Origin of the sequence: Pseudotabrizicola algicola, from assembly GCF_010915705.1 — a bacterium.
Lineage (GTDB): Bacteria > Pseudomonadota > Alphaproteobacteria > Rhodobacterales > Rhodobacteraceae > Pseudotabrizicola > Pseudotabrizicola algicola.
The window spans coordinates 1-14,761 of record NZ_JAAIKE010000020.1 but is presented as its reverse complement, the minus strand read 5'-3'; the positions used below and the strand labels follow the sequence as shown (position 1 = coordinate 14,761).

Below are 14,761 nucleotides of genomic sequence, written 5' to 3'. Positions count from 1 at the left end.
TCTGCCCCTCCTCGTATCCGCCAGTGGTGTAAGAGCTGAACCCTTTCAGGTGAACCCCGTAGCTGATCCAGGTCTCTCCGGTAAGCAGCAGGCGCTTGGACATCGGTCGTCTTCCTTATCTGTGGTCGCGCATTCAGCAATGGCGGGGCAGGGCGCCACAGCGCAGCGCATGGGCCGCAAAGGCATACCCTTGCGGCGCGCGCAACGCTGTGGGGTGGCGCTGCATCCACCAAATCTCAAATCGATTTGACACGATCAGCCAGGCTTTGTCTACCGGCATCATGACCCTTCGGCGGCAGGTGCGGCAAAATCGCCGAGTTCGCGCCGGAAATGCGGGAAATTCAGTCATATAGACCGTGCGGCGGGCACCAGTTCGCGTCAAGCTGGTGTGGATTTGTGGCCGGCTCCCCGAGACAAGGGGCCATAGAATCCTAAATTAATCTATTGAAATCATAGAGTTGACTTAGTATCCGGCTGGGCGTCGCTTGATTCGCATCGGTTTTAGCCAAATTCACTCCACCGAGGCATCTGCCGAGCCTATTTTTGCCTAAATTTTAGGCAAAAAATCGAAAACTCCGTAATCAAGCGTCCCGAAAGCCCCTTTCCCTTGAGCGGGTGACATTTTTCCTCGACACAAAAAGTAAAATCGATTGCACTAAGGGTGCCAGACCATCAACAGGGTAAATCACCATGCGACATCTTTCGCCCACACGGCGCACGCTTATGGCCAGCGCGCTTTTGGCGGCCTTCCTGCTGCCCGGCTATGCCATGGCGCAGGACGCCGTCACTTTGCGTTTTGCCACGACCGAAGACCCCACGCGGATGCAGCCCGTGATCGACGCCTTCATGGCAAACAACCCCGGCGTGACGATCATCCACGAATCCATCCCGTTCGACGATTTCAACAACGTTCTTCAGGCCCGCATCGGGCAGGGCGATTCCACGCCGGACGTGTTCACGGCGGACATGCCAGCAGTGTCGGCACTGGTGCAGCGCGGCTTTCTGGCTGACCTGACCGACAAGGTCGGGGACATTTCGGACATGCACCTGCCCGCCAGCATGGAAGCAGTCACGGTAGATGGCCGCATCTGGGCGCTGCCCGTGTCCACGTCCAGCATGTTGATGTATTACAACGTTGATCTCCTGGAGGCGGCGGGCATTGCGCTGCCGGGCCGTACTCCTGCAGACCGTCTGACCTGGGAACAGGTGGTGGAACTGGGCCGTCAGGCGCAGGCTGCCGGGGCGACCTGGGGGCTCCTGTGGGATCAGGTCAGCCGCATCTACCAGCAGCAGACGCTGGTTGAATCGCTGGGCGGTGGCAATGGCGTGTCGCCCGATGACCAGCTGAAACTGGACATCACCAATGACGCCTGGGTGCGCGCGTTCGAATTCTATGCAGATGCGTTCGAAAGCGGCCTGTCGCCGCGCGGTGTGCCTGGCCCCGGCCAGACGGCGGAATTGTTCGCCTCGGGCGAAGTTGCGTTCTTTGCGGGTGGCCCCTGGTGGGTGACGCGGCTGTTTGCAGCGCGCGAAGGGCTGAATTTCTCGTTCACGCCGTATCCCTATTTCGAAGGCGGCGATGTCGTCACGCCGACCGGGTCCTGGGCCTGGGGCGTGAACCCCAACACCGAACATATGGATATCGCGCTGGATTTCGTGCGGTTCGCGTCGCTGACCGAAGAAGGCGCGCTGGCCGCCGCATCCTTGCAGCCTATCCCGCCCGCCAACGTGCAGGCGCTGCAAACTTATATCAACCAGGATCTTTTCCAGACCGAAAACCTGAAAGGGGTGGGCGATCTGATCGAATATGAACTGGGCAACACTGCGCGCATCCGTGCCCGCACAGTGGGCTGGATCCAGTTCGAGCAGATCATCAACCGCACAATCGAAGACATCCGCAACGGGGCTGACGTGCGCAGCGCCCTGAACGGTGCCGCAGCCGAGATCGAAGCTGCCTGGTCGCGCCTGCGTTGATCGCCACTTGCGCGCGCGGCAAAAGGCTGCGCGCGCCCATTCAGAGATCCGTCAGGGCGTGGTGCGGGGCCAATCCCCAGCGCGCCACGCCCTGATCCACAGACCCGCAGGAAAGACAGATCATGGTCTCCATGTCCCGTGCAGCACGGCAACGCGCCCCCCTTGGCCGACGCACCCTGATGCTGATCACTCTTGCGGGGTTTCTGGGGCCTGCGCTGCTGACGCTGTTTGCCTTTCGTATCCTGCCCACAGTGCTGGCAGGCTATCAAAGCTTGCAAACGCGCGGCGGCATCGGCTTTGCCAACTACGTCGATCTGTGGACAAGCCCGACCTTTCTGAATTCCATCAAGGTGACGCTGATCTACAATCTGGTGCTCAACCCGCTGCAGATCGTGATTGCGATTGCGCTGGCCTTGCTGCTGAACCAGTCGGTGCCGGGGCGCACCTTGGGGCGCATTGCAGTGTTTCTGCCCGTCGCCGCGCCGCTGGCGGTGGCGTCGCTGGTCTGGGGCATTGCGATGCGGCCCAGCGATGGAGCCCTGAATGCCATTCTGGGCGCGCTGGGGATCGGCGCGCAGCCATGGCTGACATCGGCCGATCAGGCGCTGATGTCGATCATGATCATCGTGACTTGGGCGGGTGTCGGATACTGGACCGTGTTTCTGATCGCGGGCCTGCGCGAAATTCCCGATGAATTGTATGAAGCGGCGACCATCGACGGGGCGGGGTGGTGGAAATGCCTGTTCTTCGTGACGCTGCCCATGCTCAAACGGACGATCCTGTTCGTGCTGGTCGCCAATACCGTCGGCAATTTCCTTGTCTTCGCGCCCGTGCAGATCCTGACACGCGGCGGGCCGCAAGGCAGCACCAACCTGTTCATCCACGAAATATACCAGCTGGGCTTTTCCTTTGCCGACATGCCGGCCGCATCGGCGGGGGTCGTGCTGCTGCTGGTCTGCATGCTGCTCTTCGTGGCAGCCCAGTTCCGCCTGCTTCGGAGTGAATGATATGGCCACGATCTGCAATCAGGCCCGTCCGGCCACCCGGCGCTACATTCTGGCGCCCCTGACCCTGCTGGTGGCGCTGATCTTCGCGCTACCCGTGCTGTGGATGCTGGCCGGGTCCCTGCGCGCCCCGAACGAGATTTTAAGCACCCTGTCACCGCTGGGCTGGCGGGCGCTGGTGCCATCGGAAATCCGGCTGGATGCTTATATGAACCTGTGGCATTCAGGGTTTCTGATGGCGGTGCTGAATTCCCTGATCGTGGCGCTGGGAACTGTGGCGATCGGACTGGTGATCTGCGCATTGGCCGCCTTCGCGCTGTCGGCCATTCCGTTTCCGGGGCAGACGGCGATCTTCGGGATCATCGTCCTTAGCTTCATGATCCCGTTCGACGCTGTGGCCATCCCGCTGTTCCGGGTGTTCCGCGCTGTTGACCTGCACAACACGTTCCTTGCGTTGATCCTGCCGGGCATCGGTAATGGGCTGGCGATCTTTCTGCTGCGGCAGTTCTTTCTGGGCATTCCCAAGCAACTGGTCGAAGCCGCGCGCATCGATGGCGCTTCGCTGTTCAAGATCTTCTGGTATGTCTATCTGCCCCTGTCGCGGCCTGCGCTGATATCGGCGGGGATCATCCTGTTCATGTTCCAGTGGCAGGCGTATCTTTGGCCGCTGATCATCATCTCGGACCCGTCGCTGCGGGTGGGGCCCGTGGCCCTGGCGCAATTCTCCAATCAGTTCGACTTTGACCTGAGCCAGCTTTTTGCGGGCGCCATGGTGCTGTCGGTCATCCCCGCGCTGCTGCTTCTGCGCTTTCAACGCTATTTCGTGGGCTCTTTGGCCACATCGGGGATCAAATGAGCCGCCCTGTCATGGTGCAGACCGTCACTGGCCCCGTGCCCGTGTCAGAGCTTGGGCCGACTGTCACGCACGAGCATGTGTTTCTGGATTCACGCGATGGCTTCAGCGCGCGCCCCGACGCCATCGACCCGGACATGCCTGTCACTCCGCAGACGCGCGCCGATGTGGACCGCTACCCGCTGTCGGTGCGCGACAACTTGCTGCTCGATGATCTGGACATGGCCGTGCAGGAATTGCGCACGGCCCGCGATGCTGGGCTGTGCACGCTGGTCGAAGCCACATCGCTTTATACAGGGCGCCAGCCCGCGCGCCTGTTTGCGGCCGCCCGCGCCAGCGAGATGCAAATCGTCATGGGGTCGGGCCTGTATATGGAACGCGCCATCCCGCCGAAGATGCGTGACTGGTCCGAAGCGGCGCTGATGCAGCTTATCGAAGATGACCTGCTGCAGGGCGAAGATACGGTCCATGGCCGCATCCGCCCCGGTGTGATCGGTGAAGTGGGCGTTTCTGCCCGGCCCACTGCGCTTGAACGCCGGTCGCTGCGCGCCAGCGCGCGCGTGGCCCATGCGCATGGCGTGCCGCTTTCGGTGCATCTGCCCGCCTGGGACCAAGTCGGGCACGAGGTTCTGGACGAGGTTCTGGCAGCCACCGGCGATATACGCGGCGTCCTGCTGGGCCATCTGAACCCGATGGCCCATGATCTGGACTACATGCTGTCGCTGGCCGGGAGGGGGGCATGGCTGGGGCTGGACATGATGGGCAACGCGCTGGATTACGGGCAGGGCCGCAGAAGCCCCGATGACGCAACCAATATCGCCAACCTGTCCACGCTTCTGTCCGCAGGTCTGGGGCCGCATCTGCTATTGTCTTCCGATGTCGGCCAGAAAAACATGCTGCGCAGCAATGGCGGGCAGGGCTACGGGCATGTTCTGGACCGGATTCTGCCGGCTTTGGCCAGGACAGGCTTGCCTGCACAGACCGGATCTGACCTGGTCACGCTGAACCCGTGCAACTGGTTTCTGGACGCGGCGGGTGCACGGGGGTTAGGATGATCAAGCGCAGGCACAGGGCGGGCGGATAGGCATGCGGCTGCTGCTGGTCAATCCCAACACATCATCGTCCGTCACTGACCTGATCACGGCCGAAGCACGGCGCGCCGCGCGTTCCGACACGATCCTGCATAGCATGACCGCGCCTATCGGTGTGCCCTATATCGAAACCGATGCAGAAGCGGCCATCGGTGCATATGCGGTGCTGGACCTGATCGCGCAGCACGAAGCCGATCATGATGCAGCTGTTGTCGCGGCCTTCGGCGATCCGGGGCTGGTCGCGGCCAAGCAGGCCTTCGGCATTCCGGTCGTGGGCCTTTCAGAAGCGGCCTTTGTGATGGCGGCGGCACAGGGCGACAGTTTCGGGATTGTGGCCATCGCCAGCCGCATGCAGGCCTGGTATCGCCGCGCCATTGACCAAAACCAGATGGGCGCGCGCTTTCGCGGCTTCCGCTTCCTGTCCCCACCGCTGGCTGAAATCGCGACCGTGCAGCAGGACCGCGCTGACGATCTGATCTCTTTGGGCGCGTCGCTGGTGGCTGATACCGGGGCCGGGACTGTCATCTACGCCGGGGCGCCGCTGGCAGGCTTTGTGCGCGCCAATGCCCACAGGCTGGATTTTCCCGCCATCGACGGCACCGCCGCTGCCGTCCATCTGGCCGAGGCATTGGGCAACATGGCCCGACAGGGCGGCAGCGTGCTGCGCCCCGACAGGGCGAGGGCGAAAGCGGTCACGGGCCTGTCGCCTGCCTTGGCGCGAGCGCTGGGCGGGGACGGGCAGGTCTAGGACAAACAGGGGAATTCATATGCACGATCTGGTCATTCGCGGCGCAAAGGTCGTCACCGGCACGGATGTGGCGGTCATGGATATCGGCATCACCGACGGGCGCATCGCGACGCTGGGCACGGGGTTGGACGGGGCCGACATCGTGGCAGCGGACGGGTTGATCGCCATGCCGGGGGGCGTGGACAGCCATGTTCATATCTCTCAACCCTCTGGTCCGGGGATCGAGATGGCGGACGATTTCGCCTCGGCCTCGGCCGCAGCTGCCTGCGGGGGCAATACCACGATCCTTCCCTTCTGCCTGCCCGAAGACGGCGTGGGCCTGCGCGATGCAGTGGCGCACTATCTGGCCAAGGCCGATGGCCGCTGCCATGTCGATTTCGGTGTCCACCTGATCGTGCACCGCACCGACCCCACCACGCTGGGTCAGGACCTGCCCGCGCTTCTGGAAGCGGGCTTTACCAGCTTCAAGGTTTTCATGACCTATCAAGGCCTTGCCCTGTCCGACCGCCAGATCCTGGAGGTGATGTCCGTGGCCAGCCAGCACAAGGCCATGGTCATGGTCCATGCCGAAAACGAAGACGCCATAGAATTCCTGCGCGACGAGGCCGAGCGTCATGGCCGCACATCCCCTCTCCACCACGCGACCACCCGCCCCGTCCCGGTCGAGCGTGAAGCCGTACACCGCGCCATCACGCTTGCCGAAATAGCCGGCGTGCCGCTGACCATCGTGCATGTGTCAAACGGCGCCGCGCTGGACGAAATCCGCCGTGCCCGCGAACGCGGCGCCCGCGTCTTTGCCGAAACCTGCCCGCAATACCTGACGCTGACCGCCGATGATCTGGACCGTTCGGGCTTCGAAGGGGCGAAATACGTCTGCTCGCCCCCGCCGCGCGATGCGGCCGAACAGGCGGCCTGCTGGGCTGGCATCGAACGGGGGGATTTCGACCTGTATTCGTCGGACCATTGCCCCTTCCGCTTCGTAGACCGGGCAGGCAAGGACGCGCCCGGAGCCCGCGCGTCGTTTCGGAACATTCCCAATGGCATACCCGGCATCGAAACACGCCTGCCGATCCTGTTTTCCGAAGGGGTGGTGAAGGGGCGCATCTCGCTCCAGCGGTTTGCACAACTGACCGCGACCAATCACGCGCGGCTCTACGGGCTAGCTGCGACCAAGGGCAGCATTCGCGTTGGGGCGGATGCCGATATCGTGCTGTGGGATCCGACCCTGCGCCGCCCCATCCGGCAGGCCGACCTGCACCACGGTGCCGACTACACCCCCTGGGAGGGCTTTGACGTAACAGGCTGGCCCGTCGCCACATTCCTGCGCGGCTGCGCGATCATGCGCGACGGCGAACTGACAGGCCGGAAACCGGGCGGTCGGCATCTGTCACGCGCATTGCCGGACACGCTGTTATGAATCCTACACCCTTCGTCGTGCCCACTGATGTGGTGGACGCCCATACCGCCGACAACAGATCTGATCAAGATTCAAGTTAACCTTGGTCTTGGCATGCGAAATCCTTTTCCGGGGCTATCGACGCGGGGTTTGGGATTTCACCTTGGGCAATCGGCAAATCAATCTGCGGAGCGTGGAATGCTGCCGGTTTCGAGGACACGTCACATGGGTTGCGCGAGCCGTCGCGGAACGCGGTTGGGCCGACAAGATGCTCGTCACCAGTAGCAGCCACCTCAAGGTGCGCGAGTTAAAGACCACCTTAGGTCTTGACAGCTTCCCCGCCGAAGTGGGTCGCACAACCGCCAGCATTCCACTTCAAGGAGGCGTGCCGCCTCTGGACGCGTGGCCAAGCCGCGGACTGGCCCGGTTCTGGTCAATGACGACTGACCGCGCATATGCGCTCGTCGCTGCATTGGGGGTTCCGCACTCTTGGCCCTCGCCGACGCTTTCATCATCTAGGTCAGCCCCGATTGGCAACTCATCGATATCGCGACTGGCAGGCAGGCGCTGCGGGCGTTCAACAGCTCGACGCTGCCCCGAGATCGCTCGGCTGACGGGTGTGTCGCGCAATACCGTGACCAAGCATGTGGCGGCAAATACGATCGAGCCAAAGTTCTCGACGTCGGAGCGGCACAGCAAGATTGATCTCTATGCCGATAAGTTGGCTGAAGACTCAGGTCGGGAAGTCGCGCGAGGAAGCAGCGGAATTTCAGTCCACCCTGTCAGAACTGGTCGACGCGTCGCAGGCAACGGCCGGGGAAGTCGACCAACCGAGAGCTGAAACACACCAAGAGCCGAACCCTTGAAGAGGTCTAAGCCGGAGCCTTTCCGAATTGGGGGTTCGGTCGGCAACGCCGGACGATCGGGAACAATCGGGACACTCCTCCAGTTGAACTGGCTCACCCCATCAGGAGGACATCATGTTCTACACTGACAACCGACTGCAGTTTCCCGTCCGCGTAGAACAGCCTGACCCGCTGTTTGCCCGCGCCCTTCAGCAAGCTATTGGCGGTGTCGAGGGCGAAATCCGCGTCGCCATGCAATACTTCTTTCAGGCTTGTGGCGCTCGTGGGGACCCGAAGTTCCGCGATCTGCTGATGAATACCGCAGCCGAGGAGTTGGGTCACATCGAAATGCTGGCGACGGCGGTGGCGATGAACTTCGAAGGCGCGCCGCTGAGCCTGCAGGAAGAGGCTGCCGCCGACCCTGTGGCCGGTGCCGTATTGGGTGGCATCAATCTGAAAAATCTGCTTTCGGCCGGGTTGTCGGCGATGCCCGTGGATTCCGACGGCGTGCCGTTCAACATGTCGCATATCTATGCCAGCGGAAACATTGCCGCCGACATGGGGGCCAATGTGACGGCGGAATCGACCGGGCGCATTCTGGCGGTGCGGCTTTACAACATGACCGCCGATCCGGGCATGAAGGAAATGCTGGCGTATCTGATTGCGCGCGACACCATGCACCAGAACCAGTTTCTGGCCGCTCTGGAGGAACTTGGCGGGAACGAGAACATCTTTCCGATCCCCAACAGCTTCCCGCAGGCAGAGGAAAACACCGATTTCAACTATGCCTTCCTCGGGTTCCAGAACGACGGGTCCGAGCCGCCGCAGGGCCGATGGTCGTCTGGTCCGTCGATCGACGGCAACGATGCCTTCACCTCCCGGCCGATGGAGCCGCTGGGCGAGGTGCCGAACCTTGGCCGGGCGCGTCCGAATTCTGGCGCCCAGGCCGAACAAGAGTAGGTGCGCTATGGACCGACGTTACTTCTTGGCGGGGGCCGCCGCGCTGCCGGGTACGGCGCTGGCCCGCCCCTCGGCAGCCCCCGACGACGCGGGCCTGATCGAGCTTCTTAGTGTCCGCCTCGTCAACCGGGACCACTTTGCCGGGCGTGTGCATGTGGCAGAAGGCGCGCGCGTCGTTCTGCGCCGCGATCCGGCATGGACCTATGACCCCGCCGCCATCTCAGTGTCTACCGAGAACGGCGACGGCCTCGGCTATCTGCCACCGGCCAGCACCCGCGCGCTTGCGGCCCTGATGGATGCGGGTGTCCATCTGGAAGGCCGGGTCTCGCCCGACCCGAACGCCTTGCGAGTGACGGTCCTGAGCGCAGCAGTTCTCTCTGGCAGCCGACCGGATAGTGGGAACACCTGAGGCCGTGGGGCGGGCGGCCCGAGAAAATGGGCCGGGGGAATGTCATGACCCCCGGGCTCTTGTGGACAAAGCTTCCGAAAATGCGAGCGACGCTTCGCGGTCGTTGGATATCCGCGACCGGTTCAGCCGAACGCAGGCCCGTAATTTTACGGCGGGCAGGCCGGTGAACCGGTCCTGACGTCACCCGCCACCCCTCAAGGACCAGCCAAGATGCCTCTTCACACCCAGATCCTCGACCTGTCCCGTCAATCCGCTGCGGGCGGGCTGAGCCCATGGTTTTCCGCCCGTTTGCAGGAGCAGATAGCCGACGGGCGTTTCCTGCCCGAGGACCGGCTGGCCGAGATCTGCGACCGGCTGGTGGAGCAATTGTCCGACTACCGTGAACAAGCAGCCATCCACACTGCCGTTCTGGGAATGTCCGGAGGGGTGGACTCGGCTCTGACGGCGGCCCTGCTCAAGCGCGCCGGCTGGCTGGTGATCGGGTTCACGTTGCCCATCCTGCAGGACCCGGAAGAAACACAGCGCGGGTTCGATGCCTGTGAGGCGCTTGGTCTGGAGCACCGGCATCTGGACCTGTCTGACGCGTTCGAGCACATGCTGACCACCTGTGGCGGACTGGACGCAGTCCTGATGCATGGCGACGATACCGCGCCGCGTACCCGGCGCGGCAACCTGCGGGCCCGGCTGCGCATGATGACGCTTTACGATCAGGCGCATCGGTTCGGGGGGCTGGTGGCCAGCACCGACAACTTTTCAGAGTTGGGTGCGGGGTTCTGGACCCTGCATGGCGACGTCGGGGATCTGGCCCCGGTGCAGTCACTGCTGAAGTCATGGGAGGTGCCGTGGCTGGCGCGTGCGACCGGAGTGCCCGAACAAATCTGGCGTGCCCTGCCGACTGACGGGCTGGGCATCGGGGCAGGCGACGAGGCACAGATCGGCGCAACCTATCTGGAGTGGGACATTATCCTGTTCGCGCTCATGGACGCATTGCGGGCTGATCCGGATCTCACCGCGCGGGATCTCTCTTCTGCGCTTGACATGAAGGGCGACCGGCATGCCCGGGACGTGCTGGATGCCGTGTTGCACAGGCTGGCGACGACCTGGTTCAAACGCATGAACCCGATCCGCCTCGATCACCCCGTCACCGACCGCTATGGCCAGCTTGATGCCGTGGATGAAAGGCTGTTTCGCCCCGCCGTGGTACGGGGCAACGAGGATCTCACCCGCTTTCCAGCCGAGGTGATGACCCAAGCGCAGGGTCTGTGCCAACGGCTTACCGCGCGGGGGTTGCGTCTGGTGACGGCGGAATCCTGCACGGGAGGGTTGCTGGCTGGAAGCCTTTCTGCTGTGTCAGGCAGTTCCAGCGTCCTGGAAGGCAGCTTTGTGACCTACCGGCCGTCATTGAAAATCGCTGCACTGGGGGTCTCGAAGTCGTTGATCGATGAAAAGACCGTCTATCATCCCGAGGTCGCTCAGCAGATGGCAACCGGCGCCCTGCAAGCCTCGCCCGAGGCTGATCTGGCCTTGGCGATCACCGGCGTTGCAGGGCCGGGGCCGGATCAGGGAAAGCCGGCGGGTTTGGTCTGCATTGCTGCCGCGCTGCGGGGTCAGGTGGCCGAGGTGCGTGAATGCCGGTTTGACGGAGACCCCCGGTCGGTGATCGCCGCCGCCATCCGCACGGCGCTTGCGATGGGTATCGCCGCGCTGGACGGGTCAGATGGCAGCGCCTGAAACAGTGGATTGCATCATCGTCGGTGGCGGCCCGGCGGGCTTGAGCGCCGCCATTTATCTGGCGCGGTTTCGTCGCCGTGTCATCCTGATCGATGACGGCCACAGCCGTGCGGCATTGATCCCGCGGTCACATAACCACCCCGGCTTCCCCGGAGGCATTCGGGGCCCTGCGCTGCTGACGCATCTGCGGCAACAGGCGCAGGAGTTCGGCGTGGTGCCCCTTTCTGCCGAAGTGACGGCGGCCGCGCGAACGTCGGACGCGCTGCAAGTTACCGTCGGTCCGCGCCGTCTCACTGCCGGGTCCCTGATCCTTGCGACGGGCGTGCGCGACCACCTGCCTGCGGTCGATGATCCGCTGCGTCATGTCCGCGAAGGTCTGGTCCGGCTGTGCCCGGTTTGCGACGCATTTGAGTTGATAGACAAGCCGGTTGCCGTTCTCGGCAACGGGAACCCCGCCGCTGGCGAGGCGCTTTTCCTGCGGCACTATACCGCCGATTTGCGCCTCCTGACCTTGGGGCGGCCACTGGAGATGTCATCTGGCACCGAACAGCAGTTGCACGAAGCTGGCGTCGAGATCATCCGGACACCGATGGCCAGAATGAACTTTCCCGGCGGATCGGTCGCCATTTCCCTTTCGGACGGGAGATCGCATCGATTTGCGGCGGTCTATTCGGCGCTTGGCTGTGCGCCGTGCACCGAACTTGCGCTGCCGCTTGGTGTCGCGTTGGCCGAAGACGGGCGCATCACCACCGATGCCCATCAGCGCACCTCCGCCTCCGGGGTCTATGCCGCAGGCGATATCGTGACGGGCCTCAACCAGATCGCGGTTTCGATGGCCCAAGGCGAAATCGCTGCAACAGACATCCATAACGTCCTGCGACGCCAGGAGAACCGGTGTCCGATTGGCTAAGGGAACGCCGTGATTTGGCTGGGCGCAAAGACCTCTGTGCGCCGGTCAGGCAGGCGTTCTGCTGAGCCCATATTGCGGCTTCCACAGATGTGCATGACGCGGGGGCAACGATCGGTCCATCCGATCAGTTTCTGATGCCGAATGCGTGCGGGCTCTGGGTCGAACCAATGCTTGATAGAACTCGACACCAACCGGCACGGACTTGGCGCGGGGGCCTTGCTTTCTTCGGCATGGTGCCGATCGCGACGTCCGGAACATTTCTCGCAACACCCGGTTCGCTAGGTGAGGTCTTGAACCATCAGCGAGGGTAAAATGGACAGTCCGAACGCAACCCGTGGTATTTTCGTCGCCGGCCTGCGTAACGCGCACGCGATGGAAAAACAGGCTCTTTCCGTGATGCAACCGCAACTTGACCGCTTGGAGAGCTATCCTGAACTGCAGGGATTGCTCGAGAAGCACTACCGCGAGACCGAGGATCAACTCGCACGGCTGGACCAGATCTTTGCCAGTCTAGGGGAAAGCCCTTCGGGGATGAAAGACACGGTCTTGGGCGTGATGGGATCGATGCAGACGATGGGACATTCCATTGCATCGGACGAGGTTCTGAAGAACCACATGGCCGATTACATGTTCGAGCATTTCGAAATCGCGGCCTATACGTCGTTGATCAGCATGGCCCGATCGCTCGGTCTGACAACGGTCATCCCCTTGCTGCAACAGACGCTCGAGGAAGAACGGCGCTGCGCGGAGCTTCTGCTGGACGCACTCCCTCGCGTCACAGAGACCTTCCTGCAGCGCACCGAGATGGCGCAATAGGCTGCGCCTCGCTTTGCAGGAGTAACTTCGGATGACCCTTTGGCGCAAAGACGCTGGCCGCTCCCCGCCAGCAAACCCGGACACGTTGCGCCAACGCATCGATCTAGGCAGCGGGGCAGACAAGATTGACTACCCCGATCCTGCCGCGGCGCCCCTCGGGACGGACGATGAGGCATCAGGACATCCAGTGACCCAAGAACAGCTGGATATGGCGCTGGCCACAGAAACGCGTTCGAAAGGTGGACCGTCGCCGCTTCAGTCCGGGCGACAGGAAAACCCAGTCTCGAACTTTCGCTTTGTAGTGCTGCTTGTCATCGCCGGAGCCGCACTGATCGCCCTGACGATCCTTTTGACATCGTGAGAACAGGCGAAAACCCGGGACCCGGGCGGGAGCGAGACAGTCAGGGCTGGAGTGCCCCCGGCAGGGTGTCGTGAGAAGAGGGGCAGGAGGCATCATGCAGACTCAGAATGGCGCACCGCCGCACCATGTTGTCGTGATAGGCGCAGGATTTGCGGGGCTGCAGGTGGTCAAGACGCTGGCAGGGTCGGGTGCCCGGATCACGCTCATCGACCGAAAAAACTATCACCTGTTTCAGCCGCTCCTGTATCAGGTCGCCTCGACGATCTTGTCGCCATCCGAAATCGCATGGCCGATCCGCCGGCTGATGCGCAACCGGCCAGAGGTACGGACGGTCATGGCGCAGGTGGTTGGCGTAAAGGATGGCAGGGTCCTTGTTGAGGGCGGCGATCCGATCCCCTATGACACTCTGGTGCTGGCGACGGGATCCGAACCTGCCTATTTCGGCCATGCCGACTGGCCTGACGTCGCTCCGGGTCTAAAGACGCTTGAGGACGCAACCCTGATCCGGCGCCGCCTTCTTCTGGCGCTTGAGCAGGCCGAGGTCGAGCCGGACCCGGACCGCCGCCGGGCGTTAATGACCTTTGCAGTGATCGGTGGCGGCCCGACCGGTGTCGAATTGGTTGGCGTCATCACGGAACTCGCCCACCGCACTTTGCGGAACGAATTCCGCCAGATTGACTCCGATGAAGTCCGCGTCCTGCTGATCGAAGGCGGCCCGCGCATCCTGGGGCACTTTCCCGAGAGCCTTTCGAAATATGCACAGGACGCTCTGGCCAGTATGGGCGCGGAATTGCGGATCGGGAAACCTGTCACGGGTTTGACCCGTGAAGGCGTCCAGATCGGCGAAGACTTTTTCCCGAGCGCGACCGTAATCTGGGCCGCTGGTGTCGCCGCCTCACCTGCAGCAAAGTGGCTGGGCGTTGCGGCGGACCGATCCGGCCGCATCCCTGTCGGACCAGATCTGCGCGTCGAAGGTCACCCGAATGTCTTTGTGATTGGCGACCTGGCGGCGGCTGCGTGGTCCGAAGGAACGCTCGTCCCGCAACTCGCCCCTGCAGCAAAGCAACAAGGCACCCATGTGGGCCGAACGATAAAAGCTGACCTGAAGGGTCGATCCGGGCCTCCCCCGTTCCGCTATCGCCACGCTGGGAACCTTGCCACCATCGGCCGCCGTTCGGCTGTCGTGCACTACGGCAGCTTGCGGCTGACAGGTGCACTTGCATGGTGGATCTGGGGTTTTGCCCATATCCTGTTTCTGATCGGCGCCCGCAACCGGATCGTTGTCGCATGGAGCTGGCTCTGGACCTATCTGCGTGGCCAGAACGCGGCCCGGCTGATCGTCGACCCTCCAGATTGCGCCGACGGTGTCGCCGCTCGCCACCCCTTGCTAGCCCCCCTTGTCCAACAAGGTGCAACACGTGCAGCAGGAACGCGAACAAAGTCCGCGCAAGATCTTCCGCATGACTCGAAGTGACAGAACGAATTGCTCGCAAGACCCATTACGAGCGCGGTCCGACTTACACGGAGGAGTTTCGCCTAGGCTCCGGCCCCATTGATTTCGGGCGGTTTGCGTGATTCAGGCTCCGCAAGGCGACCTGACCGACGAGCAACCTTTTCTGGCTGACGAACGCCCCGATGGAGCGTTTGAAGCCGTTCTTTCCGA

At 62.9% G+C, this 14,761-nt stretch carries 13 protein-coding genes; all 13 read left to right on the top strand.

Annotation, left to right across the window (positions count from 1 at the left end; all coding sequences use genetic code 11):
- Positions 1–690 precede the first annotated feature (690 nt).
- The 13 genes from G3572_RS21570 (at position 691) to G3572_RS21510 (ending at position 14,572) form a co-directional block, all read left to right on the top strand.
- On the top strand, positions 691–1,974 hold the full coding sequence (locus tag G3572_RS21570; RefSeq protein WP_164615756.1) for an ABC transporter substrate-binding protein: 1,284 nt from the start codon (positions 691–693) through the stop codon (positions 1,972–1,974).
- A 122-nt stretch (positions 1,975–2,096) separates the two neighbouring features.
- Positions 2,097–2,981, top strand: a complete 885-nt coding sequence (locus G3572_RS21565) for a carbohydrate ABC transporter permease (protein WP_164615754.1) — start codon at positions 2,097–2,099, stop codon at positions 2,979–2,981.
- A 1-nt stretch (position 2,982) separates the two neighbouring features.
- Positions 2,983–3,834, top strand: a complete 852-nt coding sequence (locus G3572_RS21560) for a carbohydrate ABC transporter permease (RefSeq protein ID WP_164615752.1) — start codon at positions 2,983–2,985, stop codon at positions 3,832–3,834.
- Positions 3,831–4,886 carry a phosphotriesterase family protein gene (locus G3572_RS21555; protein WP_164615750.1) on the top strand — a complete coding sequence of 352 codons (1,056 nt, stop codon included), beginning with the start codon at positions 3,831–3,833 and terminating at the stop codon, positions 4,884–4,886. Before G3572_RS21560 ends, G3572_RS21555 begins: the two co-directional genes overlap by 4 nt.
- A gap of 31 nt (positions 4,887–4,917) precedes the next feature.
- Positions 4,918–5,670, top strand: a complete 753-nt coding sequence (locus G3572_RS21550; RefSeq protein ID WP_164615748.1) for an aspartate/glutamate racemase family protein — start codon at positions 4,918–4,920, stop codon at positions 5,668–5,670.
- Positions 5,671–5,689: 19 nt separating this feature from the next.
- A complete protein-coding gene (hydA, locus tag G3572_RS21545) occupies positions 5,690–7,087 on the top strand; it encodes a dihydropyrimidinase (protein WP_164615746.1) in 1,398 nt (465 codons plus the stop codon).
- Between the two features lie 959 nt (positions 7,088–8,046).
- Entirely contained in the window at positions 8,047–8,871 is an 825-nt protein-coding gene (locus tag G3572_RS21540; protein WP_164615744.1) for a manganese catalase family protein, read from the top strand.
- 7 nt (positions 8,872–8,878) lie between these two features.
- The gene (locus G3572_RS21535) at positions 8,879–9,280 is read left to right on the top strand and encodes an HIRAN domain-containing protein (RefSeq protein WP_164615742.1); all 402 of its coding nucleotides are present in this window, start codon (positions 8,879–8,881) and stop codon (positions 9,278–9,280) included.
- Positions 9,281–9,490: 210 nt separating this feature from the next.
- On the top strand, positions 9,491–11,011 hold the full coding sequence (gene nadE / locus G3572_RS21530; protein WP_164615740.1) for an NAD(+) synthase: 1,521 nt from the start codon (positions 9,491–9,493) through the stop codon (positions 11,009–11,011).
- Entirely contained in the window at positions 10,998–11,921 is a 924-nt protein-coding gene (locus G3572_RS21525; RefSeq protein ID WP_164615738.1) for an NAD(P)/FAD-dependent oxidoreductase, read from the top strand. The genes nadE and G3572_RS21525 overlap by 14 nt, the downstream gene beginning before the upstream one ends.
- Positions 11,922–12,233: 312 nt before the next feature.
- The gene (locus G3572_RS21520; protein WP_164615736.1) at positions 12,234–12,737 is read left to right on the top strand and encodes a YciE/YciF ferroxidase family protein; all 504 of its coding nucleotides are present in this window, start codon (positions 12,234–12,236) and stop codon (positions 12,735–12,737) included.
- Between the two features lie 31 nt (positions 12,738–12,768).
- Complete coding sequence (locus tag G3572_RS21515) at positions 12,769–13,098, top strand: hypothetical protein (protein ID WP_164615734.1); 330 nt, start codon at positions 12,769–12,771, stop codon at positions 13,096–13,098.
- A gap of 94 nt (positions 13,099–13,192) precedes the next feature.
- Positions 13,193–14,572, top strand: coding sequence for an NAD(P)/FAD-dependent oxidoreductase (locus tag G3572_RS21510; RefSeq protein ID WP_164615732.1), 1,380 nt, complete (start codon positions 13,193–13,195; stop codon positions 14,570–14,572).
- Positions 14,573–14,761: the final 189 nt, after the last annotated feature.